General features: G+C 62.8%; 16 protein-coding genes. 13 read left to right on the forward strand and 3 right to left on the reverse strand.

What is annotated here, in order from left to right; all coding sequences use genetic code 11:
- Window positions 1–68: 68 nt before the first annotated feature.
- The 3 genes from WMO46_RS01765 to WMO46_RS01775 form a co-directional block, all read right to left on the reverse strand.
- Window positions 69–626, reverse strand: coding sequence for a DKNYY domain-containing protein (locus WMO46_RS01765; protein WP_229091941.1), 558 nt, complete (start codon window positions 624–626; stop codon window positions 69–71).
- Window positions 627–768: 142 nt separating this feature from the next.
- Window positions 769–2,604 carry a 30S ribosomal protein S1 gene (rpsA, locus tag WMO46_RS01770; RefSeq protein ID WP_129651488.1) on the reverse strand — a complete coding sequence of 612 codons (1,836 nt, stop codon included), beginning with the start codon at window positions 2,602–2,604 and terminating at the stop codon, window positions 769–771.
- A gap of 137 nt (window positions 2,605–2,741) precedes the next feature.
- Window positions 2,742–4,184: a bifunctional metallophosphatase/5'-nucleotidase gene (locus tag WMO46_RS01775; RefSeq protein WP_410520073.1), complete on the reverse strand. Its 1,443-nt coding sequence runs from the start codon at window positions 4,182–4,184 to the stop codon at window positions 2,742–2,744.
- A gap of 70 nt (window positions 4,185–4,254) precedes the next feature.
- Here WMO46_RS01775 and WMO46_RS01780 point away from each other — a divergent pair, with 70 nt between their 5' ends.
- From WMO46_RS01780 to thrS, 13 genes are all read left to right on the forward strand, one after another.
- The gene (locus tag WMO46_RS01780; RefSeq protein ID WP_349093656.1) at window positions 4,255–5,925 is read left to right on the forward strand and encodes a nucleoside kinase; all 1,671 of its coding nucleotides are present in this window, start codon (window positions 4,255–4,257) and stop codon (window positions 5,923–5,925) included.
- A gap of 352 nt (window positions 5,926–6,277) precedes the next feature.
- Window positions 6,278–7,834 carry a YccF domain-containing protein gene (locus WMO46_RS01785; RefSeq protein WP_349093657.1) on the forward strand — a complete coding sequence of 519 codons (1,557 nt, stop codon included), beginning with the start codon at window positions 6,278–6,280 and terminating at the stop codon, window positions 7,832–7,834.
- Between the two features lie 181 nt (window positions 7,835–8,015).
- Window positions 8,016–10,841 carry an aminomethyl-transferring glycine dehydrogenase gene (gene gcvP / locus WMO46_RS01790; RefSeq protein ID WP_349093658.1) on the forward strand — a complete coding sequence of 942 codons (2,826 nt, stop codon included), beginning with the start codon at window positions 8,016–8,018 and terminating at the stop codon, window positions 10,839–10,841.
- Between the two features lie 233 nt (window positions 10,842–11,074).
- Window positions 11,075–11,620: an FKBP-type peptidyl-prolyl cis-trans isomerase gene (locus WMO46_RS01795; RefSeq protein ID WP_129651484.1), complete on the forward strand. Its 546-nt coding sequence runs from the start codon at window positions 11,075–11,077 to the stop codon at window positions 11,618–11,620.
- Window positions 11,621–11,958: 338 nt separating this feature from the next.
- Window positions 11,959–13,137, forward strand: a complete 1,179-nt coding sequence (locus WMO46_RS01800; protein WP_349093659.1) for a WG repeat-containing protein — start codon at window positions 11,959–11,961, stop codon at window positions 13,135–13,137.
- 39 nt (window positions 13,138–13,176) lie between these two features.
- Window positions 13,177–14,907 (forward strand): DUF4954 family protein, encoded by a 1,731-nt coding sequence (locus WMO46_RS01805; protein WP_278964622.1) that lies wholly within the window; start codon window positions 13,177–13,179, stop codon window positions 14,905–14,907.
- A 7-nt stretch (window positions 14,908–14,914) separates the two neighbouring features.
- On the forward strand, window positions 14,915–15,772 hold the full coding sequence (locus WMO46_RS01810) for a vWA domain-containing protein (protein ID WP_349093660.1): 858 nt from the start codon (window positions 14,915–14,917) through the stop codon (window positions 15,770–15,772).
- A gap of 2 nt (window positions 15,773–15,774) precedes the next feature.
- The gene (locus WMO46_RS01815) at window positions 15,775–16,779 is read left to right on the forward strand and encodes a WG repeat-containing protein (RefSeq protein ID WP_044118770.1); all 1,005 of its coding nucleotides are present in this window, start codon (window positions 15,775–15,777) and stop codon (window positions 16,777–16,779) included.
- Between the two features lie 216 nt (window positions 16,780–16,995).
- Window positions 16,996–17,919 carry a thioredoxin-disulfide reductase gene (trxB, locus tag WMO46_RS01820; protein ID WP_349093661.1) on the forward strand — a complete coding sequence of 308 codons (924 nt, stop codon included), beginning with the start codon at window positions 16,996–16,998 and terminating at the stop codon, window positions 17,917–17,919.
- The gene (locus tag WMO46_RS01825) at window positions 17,916–18,839 is read left to right on the forward strand and encodes a ribonuclease Z (protein WP_349093662.1); all 924 of its coding nucleotides are present in this window, start codon (window positions 17,916–17,918) and stop codon (window positions 18,837–18,839) included. The genes trxB and WMO46_RS01825 overlap by 4 nt, the downstream gene beginning before the upstream one ends.
- Window positions 18,836–19,591 carry an RNA methyltransferase gene (locus tag WMO46_RS01830; protein WP_129651478.1) on the forward strand — a complete coding sequence of 252 codons (756 nt, stop codon included), beginning with the start codon at window positions 18,836–18,838 and terminating at the stop codon, window positions 19,589–19,591. The genes WMO46_RS01825 and WMO46_RS01830 overlap by 4 nt, the downstream gene beginning before the upstream one ends.
- A gap of 204 nt (window positions 19,592–19,795) precedes the next feature.
- Window positions 19,796–20,890 (forward strand): 4-hydroxythreonine-4-phosphate dehydrogenase PdxA, encoded by a 1,095-nt coding sequence (pdxA, locus tag WMO46_RS01835; RefSeq protein ID WP_349093663.1) that lies wholly within the window; start codon window positions 19,796–19,798, stop codon window positions 20,888–20,890.
- An 87-nt stretch (window positions 20,891–20,977) separates the two neighbouring features.
- Entirely contained in the window at window positions 20,978–22,930 is a 1,953-nt protein-coding gene (gene thrS, locus WMO46_RS01840; protein WP_019151548.1) for a threonine--tRNA ligase, read from the forward strand.
- Window positions 22,931–22,978 lie beyond the last annotated feature (48 nt).

Consider the following 22,978-nt stretch of genomic DNA (forward strand, 5'->3'; position numbering starts at 1 on the left):
CAATGCCCGGATGAAAAAAAGGCCATCCCCGCGGGGAAAGCCTTCGATCGGAAAACAGCCGGAAAATCCTACCGCCGCGGCATCCTGAACGATCCCGGCGACACTCCCGGAATCGCCTCGCCCCGGTAATAGACCCTCCACGCATCCTTCGCATAGCCTCTGCCGAGACTTTCGAACGACGAGGCTGCGGCGTCCTTCACCGTGCGGCCTTCGAAAACCACCTTCCAGGGGTCCTTGCCGTAGCCGTCGCCCAGAGCGGAGAACGACGAGGCCGACAACCCCTCGATCTTGCAGCCCCGGAACCAAACCGACCAGGAGTCTTTGCCGTACCCGCCGCCGAGCACGGCGAACGACGATGCGGCAGCCCCCTCCATCTTCCGGCCGCCGTAAAAGACCGTCCAGGCATCCTTGCCGTAGCCCCCGCCGAGGTCGGAGAACGACGAAGCCACGGCGCCTTCGACCTTGCGGCCCCGATACCAGACCGACCAGTCGTCTTTCACATATCCGCGGTGACGCCGTTCGGGTCCCCGCTGCACCACATCGGCCCCGGCCGCACGCACGACGCCCCACGAGCCGCCCGGAACAGCGGCAATGGCGATCCACAAAAACAAAACGAATCTCTTCATCGCATTCGAACCTTTATTCTAAGAACCCTCAAATATACCGACTTATTGCCTGACGGCCAAAAAAACACCCGCACGAAATTCGTGCGGGTGTCCGGTTATCGGGATACGGGAAGTTGCGCCCTCCCCGCCCCGGATGCGGGGATTACTCCTCGTCCTCTTTCTTGGCAGCGGCTTTCTTGGCCGACTTGGCCTCGGCAGCCTCCATAGCGCTCTTCAGAGCGGCCAGTCCGGCGATGTCGCCGAGCGTCGTCTTCTCGACCGAAGCGTTGATCTTCTTCACGGTCGATTTCGTAGCGTCGGCAGCGGCGCGCTTCTCGGCCTTCTCGGCAGCGAACGCCTCCTTACGAGCTTCGTCGTAGGTACGCAGGTGCGAGAGGGTGATGCGCTTGGTGGCCTTCGAGAACTCGATCACCTTGAAGTCGAGCTTGTCGCCCACCTTCGGAGTCGTGCCGTCCTCTTTCACCAGCTGGCGTGCGGGGCAGAAGCCCTCGATGTTCTCGCCCAGAGCGACCACGGCGCCCTTGTCCGTCAGCTCGGTCACCGTACCCTCGTGAACACTGTCTACGGAGTACTGATTCTCGAACTCGTTCCAGGGATTCTCCTCGAGCTGCTTGTGGCCCAGCGACAGACGGCGGTTCTCTTTGTCGATCTCCAGCACCACGACCTCGATATCGGCGCCTACCGACGTGAACTCGCCGGGATGCTTCACCTTCTTGGTCCAGCTGAGGTCCGAAATGTGGATCAGGCCGTCGATGCCCTCCTCGATCTCGACGAATACGCCGAAGTTCGTGAAGTTACGCACCTTGGCGGTGGTCTTCGTACCTACGGGATACTTGGTCTCGATGTTCTCCCAGGGATCGGGCGTGAGCTGCTTGATGCCGAGCGACATCTTGCGCTCCTCGCGGTCGAGGGTCAGGATGACGGCCTCGACCTCGTCGCCGACCTTCATGAACTCCTGAGCCGAACGCAAGTGCTGGCTCCACGACATCTCCGACACGTGGATCAGTCCCTCCACGCCGGGAGCGATCTCCACGAAGGCACCGTAATCGGCCATGACGACCACGCGGCCCTTGACCTTGTCGCCGACCTTGAGGTTCTGGTCGAGCGCCTCCCACGGATGCGGGGTGAGCTGCTTCAGACCCAGGGCGATGCGCTTCTTGGCCTCGTCGAAGTCGAGGATCACGACGTTGATCTTCTGATCGAGCGCCACGATCTCCTCGGGGTGGTTCACACGGCCCCACGAGAGGTCGGTGATGTGGATCAGACCGTCCACGCCGCCCAGATCGACGAATACGCCGTAGGAGGTGATGTTCTTGACGGTTCCCTCGAGGATCTGGCCCTTCTCCAGCTTGGACATGATGACCTGCTTCTGAGCTTCGAGCTCGGCCTCGATGAGGGCCTTGTGCGAAACGACCACGTTGCGGAACTCCTGGTTGATCTTCACGACCTTGAACTCCATGGTCTTGTCAACGTATACGTCATAGTCGCGGATGGGCTTCACGTCGATCTGCGAGCCGGGCAGGAACGCCTCGATGCCGAACACATCGACGATCATACCGCCCTTCGTGCGGCACTTGATGTAACCCTTGATGATCTCGTCCTTCTCCAGAGCCTCGTTGACACGATCCCAGCTCTTGAGCTGACGGGCCTTCTTGTGCGAAAGGGCCAGCTGCCCGTTCTTGTCCTCGGCCGACTCGACATAGACTTCGATCTTGTCGCCCACTTTCAGATCGGGGTTGTAGCGGAACTCCGAGATGGAGATGACACCCTCGCTCTTGTAGCCGATATTCACCAGAACCTCGCGCTTGGTGATGGCGGTTACGGTACCTTCGACCACTTCGCCGACGTTGACGTTCGACAGCGTCTTGTCATACGCTTCGGTGATCTGGGTTTTGTCCTGGTCGTAAACGCCCAGGTCGTTTTCAAACGCATTCCAGTCGAAATTCTCGTTTGCGACTACGTTCTTTACTTCTTCCATTTGCGGAAATGATTGCGATACAATCGCTCGTTAATTGGTTAATATTGAAAGTTATAGCCCTCGCTTACGCATCATGTACGCACGCGCGGGGACTACAAAGGTAGTGCTTTTCAGTGAATCTGCAAAAAATCAGCCGTTTATTTCCGGCGGACCTCCTGCCGCGGCTTGTTGTCGGGGGTCAGCGGCGTGTCGTCGCCGAGCTCTTCGAGCAGCACGCCGGCGACCGCTATGCCGGAGATCTTCCCGTCGGAATAGTTCAGGTCCTTGTAGTTCTTGAACACGTAATCGCTGACGGCGACTTCGTAGGTCCTGCCCTCGCGCAGCTTCGGGAAACGCACGTCGAGGGCGTTGTCCTGCGCGTCGGTCACGATGACATAGGGGGTCGTCGAGATCAGGTCGATGCGGTGGGCCTCCTTGCGGTTCTCCTCGTCGTTGTACTTCGAAACGATCATCCGGCGCATGTCGGCCGGGGTCATCCGCATCAGGGCGATCTCCGTGCCGAAGGGCTCCAGATCATAGATTCTCGCAGCACCGACATCGCCCGCCGGAATCGAATCGAGACGCACGCCGCCGATGTGGTAGAATCCGATGTCGGCATCGGTCTCGTCGGCCACCGATTCGGCCATCCAGTTGGCGAGGCCCCACTTGTCGGCCGTCGCGGCGAATGCTCCCACGGGTTTGTTCAGCCCGGGATCAGCGTAGTAACGGTCCACCTCGGCCTGATAGACGGGATCGGGGGCATAGCCCTCCAGCGGCACCAGCCGGGATTCGATGCTTTCGATCTTCCGGCCCCGGAGTCTGATCTCCGTAACGCCGATATTTTTCAGATACTTGCCGGTCTGCGTCAGCATCGTGCCGTTCACCAGCGAATCAACCTCCACATGGGTGTGCCCGCTGACCACCACGTCGTACAGCGTCTCCGTTTCGAGCAGCTCCCGGTCACGGTCGTCGCCCATGTGCGAGACCAGCACCAGCACGTCCACCTTCGGACGCAGTTCGGCGGCATACTTCGCCGCCATCAACTGCGGATCGGGGAACTCCAGCCCCTTGAAACACGCGGCATTGCCCGCGGGATGCCCGGGGCCCTCGTAGTTGGTCACCACGCCGACGAACCCGATGCGGAGGCCGCCCTCCTCGATCACGACGTAGGGCGGCAGCTGCGGGAAGGTGCACGTGTCGCTCACCACGTTGGCGCAGACGACCTCGAAATCCATGCTGTCGATCATGCGGCCCAGAAACGCCTGCCCGTGGTCGAACTCGTGGTTTCCGAGCGTCGCCACGTCGTAGCCCAGGCGGTTCATCAGGGCGATCATCGGCATTCCGGGGGCGGCCGCCATGTCCACATAGGCGTTGCCGGTCCAGCGGTCGCCGGCATCGACCAGCACCACCAGCTGCGCCGTATCGCGGCAAGCCCCGACGGCCGCCGCCAGCCGCGGGAAATTCTGAATCTTGGCGTGCATGTCGTTTGTCGAAAGCAGCACGAGGGTCCGCTCGCGGGGAGCGCAGGCCGCAGCGACCGCCGCAGCGGCGATCAGAAGCGTCCGAAACATTTTTTTCATATGGTTGACACTGTTTTTCATTTGGACGAATATTTGTCAAAAGTACAAATAATTCCTATCTTTACATACGTTATTCCGTAAAAACTATTCTATGACCGACATCATCAAAGTCATCTGCGAAAACCTCGGCACCGAGATCGACGTACCGATGGGCACCCCGCTCTCGGAGGTCGCCAAACGCCTGACGCCCGGACGCTATCCGTTCCTCGCGGCCTTCGTCAACAACCGCCTCAAAGAACTCAGTTACAAGATATATGCCCCCGTCACGATCCGTTTCGTCGATGTCACCTCGTTCGCCGGCATCCGGGTCTACCAGCGCACGGCGTGGTTCCTGCTGCAAAAGGCGGTCCGGGACCTCTACCCCGGGCAGACGCTCCACATCCGGCACTCGCTGGGACACAGCGGCTTCTACTGCGAGATCGACGGCATCGACGAATTCACGGCCGACGACGCCGCACGGTTGCAGGGCCGCATGTGCGAACTCTCCGTGCGCAACCTGCCCATCACCCGCGAGCGGATGCTCACGACCGAGGTCCGGGCGCGCTATGCCGAGGAGGGATTCACCGACAAGGTGGCCCTGCTGGACACCCGCCCGCGGCTTTACAGCCAGCTCTACACGCTCGGCGACACGGTGGGCTACTTCTATGGCTCGCTGGCCCCCTCGACGGGCTACGTCACGCTCTTCGACATCCAGCCCTACTACAACGGCTTCTACCTCGCCCTGCCGCTGCGCACGGCCCCCGATACGCTCCACAGGAACGTCCAGCAGGAGAAGATGTTCGGCATCTTCCAGGAGTACCAGTCGTGGGTGGCGCTGATGGGCGTGCCGACGATCGGCGCGGTCAACGCCCGCACCCTCGCGGGCGACGCCGGGGGCATGATCAAACTCGCCGAGGCGTTCCACGAACGCAAATTCGCCTGGGTCGCCGACACCATCTACGACGCCGTCGTCAGCCGCGGCATCCGCATGGTGCTCATCTCGGGCCCCTCGTCGAGCGGCAAGACCACCTCGGCCAAGCGGCTGGGCATCCAGCTCGGCGTGCTGGGGCTGCGCCCGGTGATGATCTCGCTCGACGACTACTTCGTCGATCGTGAGAAGACCCCGCTCGACGAGAACGGCGACTACGACTACGAGGCGCTCGAAGCCATCGACCTCGAACTGTTCAACGACCACCTGCGACGGCTGATCCGGGGCGAGAGCGTCGATATTCCGCGTTACGACTTCATCACAGGACGCCGCATGCAGCACGACAACCCGCTGACGTTCGACGAGCGTTCGATCCTCATCATCGAGGGCATCCACGGACTGAATCCGCGGCTGACGCCCTCGATCCCCGACTCGCAGAAATTCCGCATCTACATCTCGTGCTTCACGTCGGTGGCGATGGACAACCTTTCGCGCATCGCCACGACCGACAACCGCCTGTTGCGCCGCCTGACGCGCGACTACCGCCAGCGGGGCGCCGACGCCCTCTCGACGCTTTCGCGCTGGGCTTCGGTGCGCCGCGGCGAGGAGAAACACATCTTCCCCTATCAGGAAAACGCCGACGTGATGCTCAATTCGTCGCTCTTCTACGAGATTTCGGTGCTGCGGCCCTTCGCCGAAAAGATCCTGCGCGAAGTCCCCGACACGGTCCCCGAGTACGACGAGGCGCAGCGGATGCTCAAATTCCTCGACAATTTCATCCCCATCCCGCCCGACGAGATCCCGCCCACGTCGATCCTGCGCGAGTTCATCGGAGGCAGCAGTTTTCAGTACTGACCCCCGCACGGAACGGGCCCCGGCACGATTGTTCGCCGGGGCCCGATTTTTTTTATCCGGATCGCTGCACGAATTCTGATTGATTTTCCTATCTTTGCGACGTGCGGTCTGCGAGGGCCGCCGACATACGAACGATAAAAAAGCGCATCGGCTTTTTTCTTACTCACGAAAATTAGGCACTTTCGTAACCAAGTAAGAGATTAAAGTTGGTGCTCTCGCTGTTTTTCAGCGTGAGCATTTGTCCGTAATTCTACTTGGTGGGTCGCCTAATACCTCGTGAGTGGATTCGGGAAATTCGCTCACGCCTTTTTTTCGTACGCCCATGAAAGACTAACCCTTAAATCAAATGAATATGAACGGTTGTTTGAACATTCTCTGGCATTTTCCATTCTTCGGATTCCTGTTCGCGTTTTTTTACGCGTTGTTCGGTGCGATTCTGTGCTGCACGGTGGTGCTCTATCCCGTGGGGCTCGGATTTTTCCAGATCGCACGGTTTCTGCTCACGCCCTTTTCGTCGGCGCTGGTCACCCGCAAGGAACTCGACCTGGTGCGGCCCGAAGAGCGCAGCACGGCCGCTGCGGCCTTTTCGACCGTCATCACGATTCTCTATTTCCCCTTCGGACTGATCGCCGCCGCAGGAGCGCTGTTCGCCATGATCGGGGAGTTTCTGAGCATCATCGGCATTCCGTGCGGCATCGTCTGGTTCAAGGCTCTGCCCGCGATCTTCATGCCCGTTGACAGGATTTGCGTTCCGAAGGCCGTGGCCGACGAGATCGCGCGCATCAAGGCCGGCGACACCGTCCGGCGCTACAAGGGCGAAACCGGAGAGCCGGAGACGCATTCGGCGGAGCGTCATTTCACGGAGGACCCCGGCGAAACGCTTCCCCCGATGCCCGAGGTGCGGCAGTACGACGACGAAAAACTGCACGAAATCGTCTCCGGCGCCGCGATGTACCGGGCCTCGCTGGTCGAAGAGTGCCGCCGGGAGCTGGAGATCCGTAGCCGGAGCGCGGAGTTCACGGCGCAGGTCCGGGCGATGGACAACGACAAACTGCACGAGGTGCTCGCCAGTCCGCAGCTCTACGCCGAGGAGCTGATCTACGCCTGCACGCTGGAGCAGGCCGAACGGCGGCGCGTATGGCGTGAAGAGCAGGCGAAAGAGGAGGAGAAGCTCCGTCTCCGGCGCAAGCAGGAGGAGAAGGAGGCGGCGGAACGGCGGGCCGCCCTGTGGAAGAAAAACCGGCCGTATCTCATTGCAGCCTTGGCCGTTCTGATTCTGGCCGGCGCCGGCATCAAGTATCATAATTACCGCAAAGAGCAGGTGCGGCTGGAACAAGAGCGCATCGCAGCCGAAGAACGGCGCATTGCCGAGGAACGGCGCGCCGAAGAGCAGCGCATCGCCGAACAGAAACGTGCCGAAGCGGAACGAATTGCTGCGGAGAAACGGCGCAAAGAGGCAGAGCGTCTGGCCGCCGAACGGCAGCAGCAGGCAGAAGCGCAGCGCAGAGCGGACCGGGAACGCCGGGAAGCGGGATATTACAAACCCGGCGAACTTTATGAAAAAGACGGCGTAAAAGGCGTCGTTTTCACCGCGAACGGTACGCACGGCCAGTATATCCGGTTAAAACAAGGCCGCTTCATGTCGTGGTCTTCCGCGAACATAGAAGGGAAACTTCCCTCGATGGACGAAATGAAAGAGATATATCGTCTGCGCAAGACCCTGAATCTTACGCTGAAACAGGCGCACGGCGATTGCATCGAAGGAAGTTACTGGCTCAGCGGACGCAGAAACGGCATCGTGTGGTTCTGCAACATGGAGGCAACCTCCTGGGAAACCCATAACTGTACGGAATACGACGTGCGTTCAAAACCGTATGTAAAAAATGCGCTATGGATCAAGTCGTATTGATTCCCGGGCCGCTCCGGTGCAACAGTTTCCGCTGTTGACCCGCCGACGCGAAGCCCCGCATCTTTTTCCGCCGAAAAAAGTTTCGGCGGATTTTTTTGCATGTCCGCTCCGTTTGTCTTACATTTGTACAGATAAAGTCCCCGAAAGCTAAAATATCGTAACTTAATTCCTCCATATTCGTATGTTCGACAAGTTTTCCGAACGCCATATCGGCGTCAACAACGAAAAAGACCTCAAAGCCATGCTCGACGTGATCGGCGTGAAATCGACCGACGAGCTCATCGCACAGGTCATTCCGCAGTCCATCCGTCTCAAAAAACCGCTGGCGCTGCCCGCCGAGGGGATGAGCGAATACGAATTCGCCGCCCACATCCGCGAACTGGCCGACCGCAACCGCCCCCTGCGCTCGTTCATCGGCATGGGCTATTACCCTTCGGCCGTGCCGGCCGCCGTTGCGCGCAACGTCTTCGAGAACCCCGCGTGGTACACCTCCTACACCCCCTATCAGGCCGAGATTTCGCAGGGACGCCTCGAAGCGCTGCTGAATTTCCAGACCGCCATGATCTCGCTCACGGGCATGGAGATCGGCAACTGCTCGCTGCTCGACGAGGGCACCGCTGCCGCCGAAGCGATGGCGATGATGTTTTCGCTGCGTTCGCGCGAAGCCGTCAAGGAGGGCCGCAACCAGCTCTTCGTCGATCGCAACGTCTTCCCGCAGACGCTCGACGTGCTGCTGACGCGCAGCGAACCGTTCGGAATCGAACTGATCGTCGATGAATACGACGAATACGAATTCACGGGCCGCGAGTTCGGCGCCATCGTGCAGTACCCTGCCGCCGACGGATCGGTGCGCGACTATGCGGAGTTCACCGCCTCGGCGCACGCCCGGGGCGCGCTCGTCACGGCCGTCGCCGACCCGCTGTCGCTGGCCCTGCTGAAAGCCCCCGGGGAGTGGGGCGCCGACATCGCCGTGGGTTCGACGCAGCGCCTCGGCACGCCGATGGGCTTCGGAGGCCCCGCCGCGGCTTACATGACCACGCGCGAGGCGTTCAAGCGCAACATGCCGGGCCGCATCATCGGCGTCTCGGTCGATCGGATGGGCAACAAGGCCCTGCGCATGGCGCTCCAGATGCGCGAACAGCACATCAAGCGCGAGCGCGCCACGTCGAACATCTGCACCGCCTCGGCGCTGATGGCCTCGATGACGGGCTTCTACTGCGTCTACAACGGTCCCGAGGGGCTGAAGCGCGCCGCCGAGACGGCCCATTTCGCCGCCGCGACGGTCGCCCGCGCGCTGGAAGCGATGGATTACAAACTCGCATCGAAGGAGTTCTTCGACACGCTGGAGGTCGAGGCCGAGGCCGCCGTCGTGCAGTCGCTGGCGCTCGAACAGGGCATCAACTTCTACTACCCCTCCGAAGGATCGGTGCGGATGTCGTTCGACGAGGTGACCACCCCGGCGGAGATCGAGGCCGTCGCGGGAATCTTCGCCGCGGCCAAGGGCAAGAAGGCCAAGGCGGTGAAGGCCGTCGCCGAGAGCTGCATCCCGGCCGGCCTGCGGCGCGAGTCGGGCTACCTCCGGGAGCCGGTCTTCAACGCCTACCGTTCGGAAAGCGCCCTGATGCGCTATATCAAAAAGCTGGAACTGAGGGACATTTCGCTGGCCAACTCGATGATCTCGCTGGGTTCCTGCACCATGAAGCTCAACGCCGCGGCGCTCATGCAGCCGCTCTCGCTCGCGGGCTTCCAGAACATGCACCCCTTCGCCCCGGCGGACCAGACCGAGGGCTATCGGCAGCTCATCGCGGAGCTGGAAAAGGACCTGGCGACGATCACCGGCTTCGCGGCCTGCTCGCTGCAACCCAACTCGGGCGCCGCGGGCGAATACTCGGGGCTGATGGTGATCCGCGCCTACCATCAGAGCCGCGGTCAGGGCTACCGCAACGTGGTGCTGATCCCGGCGTCGGCCCACGGCACCAACCCGGCGTCGGCCGCGATGGCGGGGATGAAGATCGTGACGGTGGCGTGCGACGCCAACGGCAACATCGACGTGGCCGACCTCGAAGCCAAGGCCAAAGAGCACTCCTCGGAGCTGTGCGGACTGATGGTAACCTACCCCTCGACGCACGGCGTCTTCGAGAGCCGCATCCGCGAGATCGTGGACGCCGTTCACGACGCCGGCGGGCAGGTCTACATGGACGGCGCCAACATGAACGCGCAGGTGGGACTGACGAATCCCGGCTACATCGGCGCCGATGTCTGCCACCTCAACCTCCACAAGACCTTCGCCATGCCCCACGGCGGCGGCGGTCCGGGCGTCGGCCCGATCTGCGTCGCCGAGCACCTCAAAGCCTTCCTGCCCTCGCATTCGGTCGTAGCCACGGGCGGCGACGAGGGCATCACGGCGGTCGCTTCGGCCCCGTGGGGTTCGGCGCTGCTCCTGCCGATCACCTACGGCTATATCAAGATGCTGGGGGCCGACGGACTGCGCAAAGCCACCGAAATGGCCATCGTCAACGCCAACTACATGTCGGCGGCGCTGGCTTCGGAGTTCCGCACCTACTATTCGGGCGAGACGGGCCGCGTGGGCCACGAGATGATCCTCGACCTGACGAATTTCAAGAAGGACTACAACATCGACTGCGGCGACATCGCCCACCGGCTGATGGACTACGGGTTCCACGCCCCGACGCTCTCGTTCCCCGTGCACGAGACGCTGATGGTCGAGCCCACGGAGTCGGAGCCCAAGGAGGAGATGGACCGCTTCATCGAAGCGCTGGTGCAGATCAAGCGCGAATGCGAGGCGGCGGCCGGCGAGGCGGACAACGTGGTGGCCAACGCACCCCACACGGCCCGCGAACTGGCCGGGGAGTGGTCGCACCCCTACACGCGCGAGCAGGCGGCGTTCCCGCTCCGGTGGATCGGCGAGTCGAAATTCTTCCCCTACGTGTCGAAGATCGACAACGGCTACGGCGACCGCAACCTCTGCTGCCGCAACTGCGAGTAGCGTTTTCCGGAGAGACGAAACGGCGGCGGTAGAGACATCGCCGCCGTTTTCGGTTGTTGCGGCACAATTATTTCATGCGATTATTTGGCAACTCGCTCCGAAGTGCGTACCTTTGAGCGGCTTAAAAAGCCGCCTTTAGAAAGATGGCGGCGGAAAATCGCTTTTGAGCCGTGAATGCCGGGCAATGTCCCTGAAAAACGAGGATAAAAACAACTAAACTTTATAACAATCGTATGAAAGTAGAACAAAACAAAATGGTCGGCGTAGACTACAAGCTCACCGTTGACGGACAGATCGCAGACCAGTCGCGCCCGGGCCAGCCGCTCGAATTCATCTTCGGAACGGGCATGCTGCTTCCCAAATTCGAGGAGGCGATTCTGGGCAAGGAGATCGGCGAATCGGTCGCGTTCACCCTCGAACCCAAGGACGGCTACGGCGAGATCATCGCCGAAGCCATCGTCGATCTGCCGAAAGATATATTCATGGTGGACGGCAAGCTGGCCGAAGACATCCTCTTCGTCGGCAGCCAGGTCCCGATGAGCGACGCCCAGGGCAACCGCATGATGGGCATCGTCAAGGAGGTCGGCGACACGACGGTGAAGATGGACTTCAACCACCCGATGGCGGGCAAAACGCTCAACTTCGAGGTAGACGTGGTTTCGGTGCGCGACGTGACGCCCGAGGATTTGCAGGGCGGCTGTTCGTGCGGAGAGTGCGGGGACGGCTGCGGCGAAGGCTGCGGCGACCACAGCGGACACGGACACTGCAATTGCCATTGACAGGCGTAGACGCCTGTTTCAGAGGCAACCGGAGGTCCGGACGCTATCGGTCCGGCTCCGTGCACCCAAGCCAGGCGCAGGCGTAAGACGCCTGTCTTAGAGTGCGGCCGCAAGCCGGGACGCTTTCGGGCAGATGTTGCGCTTTCGGGCGCAGGCATAACGCCTGTCTTAGGGTGCGGCCGAAGCGCCGAACGTTTTCGAATCAGGTGTCTGCTCCCAATCCAACAAGCACTCCCGATGACGAAGCCGGGCCCTCGGGTCCGGCTTCGTCATCGGACTTTTTCGCATCTTGCGCCGTCTCCGACAGACCGGACGACGCTTAAAACCCACCGCACGACGTGTTCACCCTTCGCCAATACCTGCTCACACTCACCGATTCCCACGGCCTGACACGCACGCTGGGTGAGGTGGAGTTGTGCCGGGACAGGCAGGGACGCCCCCTTTACAGCATCGGCAATTCGGCCGTCGTCTTCCGCATCCGCCGCGACGGACGCATCCGGTCGCTGCGCTGCTACCTGCGCAGGATGCGCCACCTGCGGGAGATCTACGGCGACGGAGTGCTCGAAAAGGAGCTCTACCTCTACACTTCGTCGGAAACGGGCGTCTGGGTCGATGCGATTCTGGGCGACTGGATCGACGGCGCGACCCTCCACGAAGCGGTCGCCGAAGCCGCCCTCGCGCGCGATACGGCGAAGCTCCGGAGCCTTGCGGAATCTTTCGACGCCCTGGCCGCCGGCATGGTCGCCGACGACCGCGCCCACGGCGACCTGAAGCCCGCGAACATCATCGTCGGCCGGGACCGGCAGCTGCATCCGATCGACTTCGACGCCGCATTCCTGCCCGCCTTCGCCGGAGAGACGAGCCCCGAACTGGACACGGCGGCCTACCAGCATCCGGCCCGCACGGCGGCGGATTTCAACGAACGGCTCGACGACTACCCCGCGGCCCTGATCTCCACGGCCCTGCACGCGCTGGCCGAGGAACCGACGCTCTGGGAGCGTTACGGCACCGCCGACGGACTGTTGTTCTCGCCCGGAAAGATTCCCGGCGACCCGGCCTACCGCGAAGTCCTCGGCCTGTTCGAACGCCGCGGCAAAGCCGTGCAATACCGTGTGGCGCAGTTGCTCTGCTCCCCGACCCTGCAACTTTTCGGACTCGCGGAGCTGCTCGGCGAAGCAGTCCGGCAGGCCAGCATAGAAAACCCCTCCTCCGACGACGAGACCCCGGAACTGTTCGTCAAGAACGGTCGCTGGGGTTACCGAACGCCGCAGCGGACGGTCGTTCCGCCGCTTTACGACAGCGGCTTCGACTTCACCGAGGGGCTGGCCGCCGTGCTGCTGGGTTCGACGTGGCACTACATCGACACGGCGGGCCGCACCCGGCTGAGCTTTCCCGGCTGCGAGGCCGTGAAACCCTTCCGCAACGGCCGGGCGCAGGTCGTGCGCAGCGGCCGCCGGATCGAAATCGACCGCGCGGGAAGGGAGTTTCCCGTGCCGGAAAACGAATTTGCCGTTTAGCCGCAAATTGCTATATTTGCATTCAAAACCCACGAAACAATGACTTCATTCCGAAATTTGACCCCCGCGGAGATCGCCGCACTCGAAACGCTCGGCAATTCGGCCGAAGATTGGACGAAAGTGACGGTCGCTCCGGACTTCGAACCCGGCCAGCTTCGCCAAAGCCATCTGGAGGGTCGCGTCGAAATCGCCCGGGGAGCCCGGATCGTCCGTTCGCGGGTCGCCGGCTACCGCATCGGCGAGGAGTCGCTCGTCGAGGGCGTCACGGCGCTCGAATGCCGCCGCCGCTCGGCGTTCGGAAACGGCACGGGCGTCGCCACGATGAACGAATGCGGCGGCCGCACGGTGAAGATATTCGACACGATGTCGGCGCAGGTCGCCTACGTGATGGCCGTCTACCGCCACCGTCCGCAGACCATCGCGGCGCTCGAAAGGATGGTCGGGGAGTACGCGGAGGCGCGTTCGTCGGAGATGGGCGAGGTGGGTCGCGGGTGCCGCATCGTCGGCGCGCGCTTCATCCGCGAGGTCCGCATCGGCAACGACGTGGAGATCGACGGCGCGTCGATCCTCGAAAACGCCACCCTCTGCGACGGCGTCCGCATCGGCGTCGATGTCAAAGCCTACGACACGATCGCGGCCGAAGGGGCCGTCATCGACAACGGCTCGATCGTCGAGCGCTGTTTCGTCGGCGAAAGCTGCCGGCTGGACAAGGGCTTCACGGCCGCCGAATCGCTCTTCTTCGCCAATTCGCACTGCGAGAACGGCGAGGCCGCCTCGATCTTCGCAGGCCCCTACACCGTCTCGCACCACAAATCGTCGCTGCTCATCGCCGGCATGTTCTCGTTCTTCAACGCCGGCAGCGGCTCGAACCAGAGCAACCACCTTTTCAAGAGCGGCGCCGTGCATCAGGCGGTGCATCTGAGGGGCTGCAAGTTCGCCTCGAGCGCCTACATCATGTCACCGGCCCTCGAAGGGGCCTTCACGATGGTCATGGGACACCACTCCTACCACCACGACACCTCGGCGTTCCCCTACTCGTACCTGATCGAGAAGGAGGGGCACTCCCACCTGATGCCGGGCGCCAACCTCACCAGTTTCGGCGCCGTGCGCGACATCGAGAAATGGCCGGCCCGCGACCGGCGTTCGGTCTGCCGCGACGTTATCAACTTCGAGGAGTACAACCCCTACGTCGCGGGCGCCATGATCGAGGCCGTGAACATTCTCCACGGACTCGAAGAGCGCGACCCCGACGCCCCGGTCTACACCTACAACAAAGCCATCATCCGCGCCACGGCGCTGCGCCGCGGACTGAAACTCTACAACAAAGCCATCGTGGCGGCGTTGGGGGCGATGCTCGGCAAGGGAAGCCTCGACCCGCACCGCAACGGCGGCGGCCGCTGGCTCGACCTGGCCGGACAGTACATCACGCACCGCGAGGTCGCGTCGATCCTCGACGCCGTGGACCGCGGCGAACTCACGACGACGGCCGCCGTGGACAACCGCTTCCGGGTCTTCGCCGTCCACTACGACGACTACGCCCACAGCTGGGCCGTACAGGTCTACGCCTCGATGCTGGGCCACATGCCGACGGCCGGGGAGCTGGACGACGCCGTCACCGCAGGCCGCAACGCCCACGAAGCGATGCGCCGCACCACCGACGCCGACCGCGACCGCGACTGCTCGCTCGACATGGCCGTGAGCTACGGCCTCGACTGCGACAACGACGACGACCGACGCGAAGACTACTACACGGTCCGCGGACTGAAATAATTCGAATATGTACACACAGAGCATCACACGCACCCACCGCACGGCCTTCATCTTCGTCATCGACGGCTCGGGGTCGATGGCCGAGAAGATCCGCTTCCGCGGACGGCTGATGACCAAGGCCGACGCCGTGGCCTCGATCACCAACGGCATGCTGTTCGAGCTGATCGAACGGGCGCGCCGCAGCGACGGCGTCCGCGACTACTACGACATCGCCGTACTGGGCTATTCGGGCGACGACGAGGTCTACTCCCTGCTGCCGGGCAGCCGTGAGGCGATCTCCGTGACGGAACTGGCCGCCGGAGAGCCGCCGCTGAAAACCGAGATCGTGGAGTACCGCTTTCCCGACGGCAGCAACGCCCTGCGCGAAATCTCGACTCCGGCGTGGGTGGAGCCCGAAGCCGTCGGACAGACCCCGATGTGCGAAGCGCTGCGCCGCGTGCGCGACATCGCCGCGAAATGGTGCGCCGATCCGGTCCATGCGGAGAGTTTTCCGCCCATCGTCTTCAACATCACCGACGGCGAGGCCACCGACTGCGACGACGAGGAGCTCTGCGCCGTGGCCGAGCAGATCAAGTCGCTGCGCACGGCCGACGGCAACGTGCTGCTCGTGAACATCCACATCGCCGCGGGCGACACCCCGCGGACGGTATTCTTCCCCTCGACGGAGGAGGCCGACTATCCCAACCGCTATGCGGCGGTGCTCTACGAGTGTTCGAGCCTCATGCCCGAGGTGTTCGACGAGGCGATCCGCGAAGCCAAAGGCCCCGGCGCCACGCCGCCGTTCCGGGGCATGAGCTACAACGCCTCGGCCGAACAGCTCATCACGATGCTCAACATCGGGTCCATCAGCGTAAAGACCGAATAACCATGACACCGACCCTGCACACCTTCATACAGGCGCTCCAAACGCCCGACATCTCGTTCACGACGCTCGCCGACGCCCGTCCCGCGACGGAAGCGGGCGGCATTCCGCAGCTGATGCGCACGACACGCTTCGCCGAAGCCGAAATCGTCTGGCGCGGCCGGCAATGGCTGCTCTCGCTGCCGTTGTCCCCCGCGGCGCTGGCCGCCGTCGAACGGACCGCATCGCAGGCGGGACGCCTCAACACGGAGTGGCTGGCCGAATACCGCATCCTCCGGGGCGAGCTCCTTTGGGTGGACGCCGAGGAGCATCCGCAAACCTGCGATCTGGTGCTCCAGCACCTGCCCGCAGGCCGCAGTTTCGCCGAAGCGCTGCTGACGGAACCCGCCGAGCGGCTGCTCGCAGGACTCGACGCACTCCAATCCGCCCTGCGCGAACTGGGCTTCTCGCACAACAACCTCCGGCCGGACAACCTGCGCTGGAGCGGCGGCCGGTTCATCCCCCTGCGCTACCACGACGCCCGTTTCGGCACCTCCGACGGCGACGCCGAAGCGTTCGAGGCCCTGCGGCGGCGGGTGCGCGAAGCGGGCGGCCCGATGCAGGTCTCGGACATCGAAGCCGACTACGCTCCGCTGCGCCGCCTGACCGGACACCGCTGGACCAGCCACGTGTTCGAAGGGCTCGTCTGCGTCGAGGACGACGAGGGATTCGGATTCGTGGACACGGACAACAACCCCGTCATCGCGTCGCACTTCGTCTGGGCGGGCGACTTCCGCGAAGGGCGCGCCGAGGTCGAGACGCCCGGCGGCATGGGACTCATCGACCGGAACGGAAACTACGTCATCCCGCCCGAATACGAAATCGTGGACTACATCCCGGCCGAAAGCATCGCCCGGGTGCGCCGGAACGGCCGCTGGGCGGAATTCGACTACCTGGGACAGCAACTGACGGAATTCGGTACGAATCGTGAAGAAAACGCAACGTCCGCATCCCAGGCATATTCCGGTTGACATTCCGGTCGCAATGCGACAAGCCCCCGCCAAGGGCGGCTTATAGAAGCCGCTTCAGAAAAGATGGCAGCGGAGAATTGCTTTCGGGCCGCAAAAACCGGGCATCGCCCCTAAAACTCGGCTCTTAGCCGGGGTGGGTCCAATTTGCAAACGCGGCCGCGGGCCGCGACAAGGACAACCAACAGCATAAAAAACTTACAAAAAATAACAACGATCATGGAAGAAGCAGTAAAAGTACTGATCATCGGCAGCGGCCCCGCAGGGTACACCGCCGCCATCTATACCTCGCGCGCCAACCTCACTCCGGTGCTTTACGAAGGCATCGAGCCGGGCGGGCAGCTCACGACGACGACCGATGTCGAGAATTTCCCGGGGCATCCCGACGGCATCACGGGCCCCGACCTGATGGACCGGATGCGCAGGCAGGCCGAGCGTTTCGGCGCCGACATCCGCACGGGAACCATCACGCGCGTGGACCTCGCGTCGCGCCCGTTCCACGTCGTCGTGGACGGCACCCGGGAGATCAAGGCCGAGACGCTCATCATCGCCACGGGAGCCTCGGCCAAATACCTCGGGCTTCCCTCCGAAACCAAGTTCCGCGGCCAGGGCGTCAGCGCCTGCGCCACCTGCGACGGGTTCTTCTACCGCAAGAAGGACGTGGCGGTGGTCGGCGGCGGCGACACGGCCTGCGAGGAGGCGTCGTATCTGGCGTCGCTCTGCCGCAAGGTCTACATGATCGTCCGCAAACCCCACCTGCGCGCCTCGAAGGCGATGCAGCAGCGGGTGTTCGACACCCCCAACATCGAGGTGCTGTTCGAGCACAACACCGCCGAGGTGCTGGGCGACGAATCGGGCGTCACGGGAGCCCTGCTGCGCAGGAACGACGGCACGGAGAGGAAGATCGACATCTCGGGATTCTTCCTGGCCATCGGCCACCACCCCAATACGGAGCTTTTCAGCGAACAACTGGCGCTCGACGCCGAAGGGTATGTCAAGGTCGAGCCGGGCACGTCGAAAACCAGCGTCGAGGGGGTTTTCGCCGCCGGCGATGTCCGCGATCCCCACTACCGTCAGGCCATCACGGCAGCAGCGTCGGGGTGCATCGCGGCGCTCGACTGCGAACGGTTCCTGCTGAAGTGAGCTTCAGCGTCACCATATTAGGGTCGTCTTCGGCCAAACCCACCGCAAACCGGCATCCGTCGGCCCAGGCGGTCAACGTCCACGAACAATATTATCTCGTGGATGCGGGCGAGGGCGTGCAGCAGCAGCTGGTCCGCTACGGCATCAATCCGCTGAAAATCCGCGCCGTGTTCATCTCGCATCTCCACGGCGACCATGTTTTCGGATTGTTCCCGCTCATCTCGACGCTGGCGCTCTACGGCCGCAAGACCCCGCTGCGGGTCTTCGCCCCGGCGCCGTTCGGGGAGATTCTGGCCTGCCACCTCCGCTATTTCGACAGCGAACTGCCCTACGACGTGGCGTGGACCGAAGTAGACACCACCAAACACGCATTGCTGATGGAAAACCGCACGCTGGAGGTGTGGAGCATCCCGCTGCGCCACCGCGTGCCGTGCGCCGGATTCCTCTTCCGGGAGAAGGAGCCGCCGCTGAACGTCGAGAAGTTCAAGATCGCCAAATACGGTCTCTCGATCGCGCAGATCACCGCCGCCAAGCGGGGCGAGGATGTCGTACTGGACTCCGGCGAGACGATCCCCAACGCCGGCCTGACCTACCGTCCCTATGCGCCGCGTTCGTATGCCTACCTTTCGGACACGAACTACTCGGCCAAGGCCGCAGGGCTCTGCAAGGGGGTCGATCTGATGTACCACGAGGCGACCTACGCCGCCGCGGAGCAGCGGTCGGCCAAAGACCGGGGGCATTCGACCACCGCGGACGCCGCGAAAGCGGCCCTGAAAGCGGGCGCACGGCGGCTCGTGATCGGCCACTATTCGTCGCGTTACAAGGACGAATCGCAGCTGGTCGAAGAGGCCCGCGCGCTCTTCCCCGAGAGCTACCCCGCCACCGAAGGAACCACTTACAGCATCGAAAAGGAACGATGACCAAAGCCGAAATACAACTCGTCCGCGCGCTGGCCGACAAACGCGGCCGCACCGAACACGGACTGTTCGTCGCCGAAGGGGAGAAGCTCATCGGCGAACTGCGCGCCTCGCACCTGCGGGTGCGCAAGATATTCGCCCTGGAGGGAGTTTTCGACGGCCCGGAGGTCGAGACCGTCGCCCCGCGCGACATGGAGCGCCTCTCGCTGCTGAAAACCGCCGGCAACTCGCTGGCGCTGGTCGAGATACCGCGTTACGGACTGGACACGGGGTCGCTGAAAGGGCGGCTGACGCTGGCACTGGACGACGTGCAGAACCCCGGCAACCTGGGGACGATCATCCGGCTGGCCGACTGGTTCGGCATCACGGACATCGTCTGCTCCCCGGGTTCGGCCGACTGCTTCAACCCCAAGGTCGTGCAGGCCACGATGGGGGCCATCCTCCGCGTCAGGGTCCACTACACGGAGCTCGCCGCATGCCTCTCCGCTGCCGCCGCGCAGGGAATTCCCGTCTACGGGACCTTTCTGGAGGGAGAGAATATCTACGGCTCGGAACTCACGCCGGAGGGCATCGTGGTGATGGGCAACGAGGGCCGCGGCGTCACGGAAGCGGTGGCGCGCACCGTCACCCGGAAACTTTTCATCCCGCCCTGGCCGGCCGACCGCCGGGGTTCGGAATCGCTGAACGTCGCTATGGCGACAGGGATCGTCTGCTCGGAGTTCCGGCGGCGGACGCACTCCGAGGCAAAACGGTAGGCCCGGATCATCCCGCGTCCCGGCACCCGCGCGAACTCCGGACGCCCCGGTCCGGATATCCCGGAATCCCCCGCCTCCCGCCGCAAAGGCGCCGAAAAATAGCACATGCGGGCGCAAAGCGGCCTGAAAAATCATTTTAATCGGCTTCGGAGCATTGCGTATTCTGAATATTTTATAACTTTGTAAGTTGAAACAAAATTGATTATGCCGGAACACAAACTCAGAATAGGCATCACGCAGGGCGACACGAACGGCATCGGCTGGGAGGTCATCCTCAAGGCGCTCGCCGACCCGCGCATGACGGAGCTCTTCACCCCCGTCGTCTACGGTTCGCCCAAAGCCGCCGCCTATTACCGAAATACCATCGCGGAGATCGAACCCATCTCTTTCAACCCCGTGGCTTCGGCCGCCGAGGCGCGCCGCGGAAAGGTCAATCTCGCGGCCTGCGGCGAGGGGGCCGAGATCGTGCCGGGCAAAGCGGCCGCCGATGCGGGCCGCGCCGCCGTGGAGGCGCTGTCGGCCGCCATGCGCGACCTGAAGGAGGGGCATCTCGACGCCATCGTCACGGCCCCCTTCGACAAGGAGACCGTGCAGGCCGACGACTTCCGCTACACGGGGCACACCGAATATCTGGCCGCCGAACTCGGCGGTGAAGCGATGATGATCATGTGCAGCGACGTGCTGCGCGTGGGGCTGGTCACCAAACACATCCCCGTTTCGGAGATCGCCCGCAGCATCACCAAAGAACGCATCGTCAAAGAGCTGCACACGCTGCGCCGCTCGCTCGTCGAGGACTTCGGCATCGTCGAGCCGCGCATCGCCGTGATGGCCCTCAACCCCCACGCCGGCGACGGCGGACTGCTGGGCCGCGAGGAGCAGGAGATCATCAAACCGGCCATCGTCGAGGCGTTCGGCGAAGGCGTGCTGGCCTTCGGGCCCTTTGCGGCCGACGGGCTCTTCGCCGGCGGCGGATACGCCAAATACGACGGCATTCTGGCCATGTACCACGATCAGGGGCTCGCGCCGTTCAAGACGCTCTCGCCCGACGGGGTGAACTTCACGGCGGGGCTTTCGGCCGTGCGGACCTCGCCCGACCACGGCACGGCGTTCGACATCGCCGGAAAGGACAAAGCCGACCCGCAGTCGATGCGCAACGCGATCTACGCGGCCATCGACATCGTGGAGCACCGCCGCGCATGGGCCGCATGGACGGCGAATCCGTTGCAGCGCGCCGAGCGCGAAAGAGGCGGCCGCGACGTTTCGGTCAAGGATCTGCCGCAGACCGAAAAGGAAAACTGAACGAAAACACCGGGCAACCCGGAGGCGTATTCCGTCTCGTAATTGTGGAAGCGCCGAAGGACCCGAAAACTTAATTCATACAAACAAATGATCAAAATCACTTTTCCCGACGGCTCCGTCAAAGAATACGCCGAAGGGACTACTGCTTACCAGATCGCAGAGAGCATCAGCCCTCGTTTAGCTGCCGACTCGCTCGCGGCCTCGGTAAACGGCGCGACGGTGGACATGACGCGCCCGATCGAGGCCGACGCTTCGGTCAAATTCTACAAATGGGACGACGAAGAGGGCAAGCACGCCTTCTGGCACACCTCGTCGCACCTGCTGGCCGAGGCCCTCGAAGCGCTCTACCCGGGCATCAAGTTCGGCATCGGCCCGGCCATCGAAAACGGGTTCTACTATGACGTGGATTCCCCGGTGCCCATCACCGAGTCCGATCTCCCGGCCATCGAGAACAAGATGGCGGAGCTGGCCCGCAACAAGGAGGCGCTGATCCGCCGCGAGGTTCCCAAGGCCGAAGCGCTGGCGGCTTTCACCGAAAAGGGCGACCAGTACAAGGTCGAACTGATCTCCGACCTCGAAGACGGCACCATCTCGTTCTATACCAACGGCGCGTTCACGGACCTCTGCCGCGGACCGCACATTCCCAACACGGGATATATCAAGGCCCTGAAACTCACCTCCGTGGCCGGAGCCTACTGGCGCGGCAACGAGAAGAACAAGATGCTGACCCGCATCTACGGCATCTCGTTCCCCAAGAAGTCGATGCTCGACGAGTATCTGGCGATGATGGAGGAGGCCAAGAAGCGCGACCACCGCAAGCTGGGCAAGGACCTCGAACTGTTCACTTTCTCGCAGCGCGTGGGCCAGGGCCTGCCGCTGTGGCTGCCCAAAGGCGCCGCCCTGCGCGACCGTCTGGAGCAGTTTTTGCGCAACGTGCAGAAAGAATACGGTTACCAGCAGGTGATCACCCCGCATATCGGCAACAAGGAGCTTTACGTCACCTCGGGCCACTACGCCAAGTACGGCAAGGATTCGTTCCAGCCGATCCACACCCCGATCGAGGGCGAGGAGTACCTGCTCAAACCGATGAACTGCCCGCACCACTGCGAGATCTACCGTTCGAAGCCCCGTTCGTACAAGGAACTGCCTGTGCGTCTGGCCGAGTTCGGCACGGTCTACCGCTACGAGCAGTCGGGCGAGCTCCACGGACTGACGCGCGTGCGCGGATTCACGCAGGACGACGCGCACTTGTTCGTACGGCCGGATCAGCTTCTCGAAGAGTTCGAACGCGTGATCGACATCGTGCTCTATATCTTCAAGACGCTGAAGTTCGACAACTACACGGCACAGATTTCGCTGCGCGACCCGAACAACAAGGAGAAATACATCGGTTCCGACGAGAACTGGGAGAAGGCCGAGTCGGCCATCATGCAGGCCGCCAAGGAGAAGGGTCTCACCACGGTGGTCGAGCTGGGCGAAGCCGCGTTCTACGGCCCGAAGCTCGACTTCATGGTCAAGGACGCCATCGGCCGCAAGTGGCAGCTGGGCACGATCCAGGTGGACTACAACCTGCCGGAGCGTTTCGACCTCACGTACAAGGGCGCCGACGACCGGCTCCACCGCCCGATCATGATCCACCGCGCGCCGTTCGGCTCGATGGAGCGTTTCGTGGCCGTGCTGCTGGAGCACACGGGCGGCAAATTCCCGCTGTGGCTCTCGCCCCAGCAGGTCGTGGTGCTTCCCATCTCGGAGAAGTTCAACGACTACGCCCAGAAAGTCGCCGAGTTCCTCAACGGCAGCGACATCCGCGCCGAGATCGACGACCGCAACGAGAAGATCGGCCGCAAGATCCGCGACAACGAGCTCAAACGCATCCCCTACCTGCTGATCGTCGGCGAGAAGGAGGAGGCCGAAGGTCTCGTGTCGGTCCGCGCACAGGGCGAGGGCGACAAGGGCCAGATGCCGATGGAGGCGTTCCGCGACCTGATCGCCGGACTGGTCAAGGAGGAGGTCGAGGCCAACAAACTGGAAAAGAAATAAGACAACACTATTATTCACTTAACTAATACGTACAACTATCGCAGCACC

Origin of the sequence: Alistipes intestinihominis, from assembly GCF_040095975.1 — a bacterium.
Taxonomy (GTDB): Bacteria; Bacteroidota; Bacteroidia; order Bacteroidales; family Rikenellaceae; genus Alistipes; species Alistipes senegalensis.

What these genes read in the sequence shown, in the direction of transcription:
- WMO46_RS01765 (WP_229091941.1), bottom strand. Translation starts at nt 626, where the DNA reads ATGAAGAGATTCGTTTTGTTTTTGTGGATCGCCATTGCCGCTGTTCCG.
- rpsA (WP_129651488.1), bottom strand. Translation starts at nt 2,604, where the DNA reads ATGGAAGAAGTAAAGAACGTAGTCGCAAACGAGAATTTCGACTGGAAT.
- WMO46_RS01775 (WP_410520073.1), bottom strand. Translation starts at nt 4,184, where the DNA reads ATGAAAAACAGTGTCAACCATATGAAAAAAATGTTTCGGACGCTTCTG.
- WMO46_RS01780 (WP_349093656.1), top strand. Translation starts at nt 4,255, where the DNA reads ATGACCGACATCATCAAAGTCATCTGCGAAAACCTCGGCACCGAGATC.
- WMO46_RS01785 (WP_349093657.1), top strand. Translation starts at nt 6,278, where the DNA reads ATGAACGGTTGTTTGAACATTCTCTGGCATTTTCCATTCTTCGGATTC.
- gcvP (WP_349093658.1), top strand. Translation starts at nt 8,016, where the DNA reads ATGTTCGACAAGTTTTCCGAACGCCATATCGGCGTCAACAACGAAAAA.
- WMO46_RS01795 (WP_129651484.1), top strand. Translation starts at nt 11,075, where the DNA reads ATGAAAGTAGAACAAAACAAAATGGTCGGCGTAGACTACAAGCTCACC.
- WMO46_RS01805 (WP_278964622.1), top strand. Translation starts at nt 13,177, where the DNA reads ATGACTTCATTCCGAAATTTGACCCCCGCGGAGATCGCCGCACTCGAA.
- WMO46_RS01810 (WP_349093660.1), top strand. Translation starts at nt 14,915, where the DNA reads ATGTACACACAGAGCATCACACGCACCCACCGCACGGCCTTCATCTTC.
- WMO46_RS01815 (WP_044118770.1), top strand. Translation starts at nt 15,775, where the DNA reads ATGACACCGACCCTGCACACCTTCATACAGGCGCTCCAAACGCCCGAC.
- trxB (WP_349093661.1), top strand. Translation starts at nt 16,996, where the DNA reads ATGGAAGAAGCAGTAAAAGTACTGATCATCGGCAGCGGCCCCGCAGGG.
- WMO46_RS01830 (WP_129651478.1), top strand. Translation starts at nt 18,836, where the DNA reads ATGACCAAAGCCGAAATACAACTCGTCCGCGCGCTGGCCGACAAACGC.
- pdxA (WP_349093663.1), top strand. Translation starts at nt 19,796, where the DNA reads ATGCCGGAACACAAACTCAGAATAGGCATCACGCAGGGCGACACGAAC.
- thrS (WP_019151548.1), top strand. Translation starts at nt 20,978, where the DNA reads ATGATCAAAATCACTTTTCCCGACGGCTCCGTCAAAGAATACGCCGAA.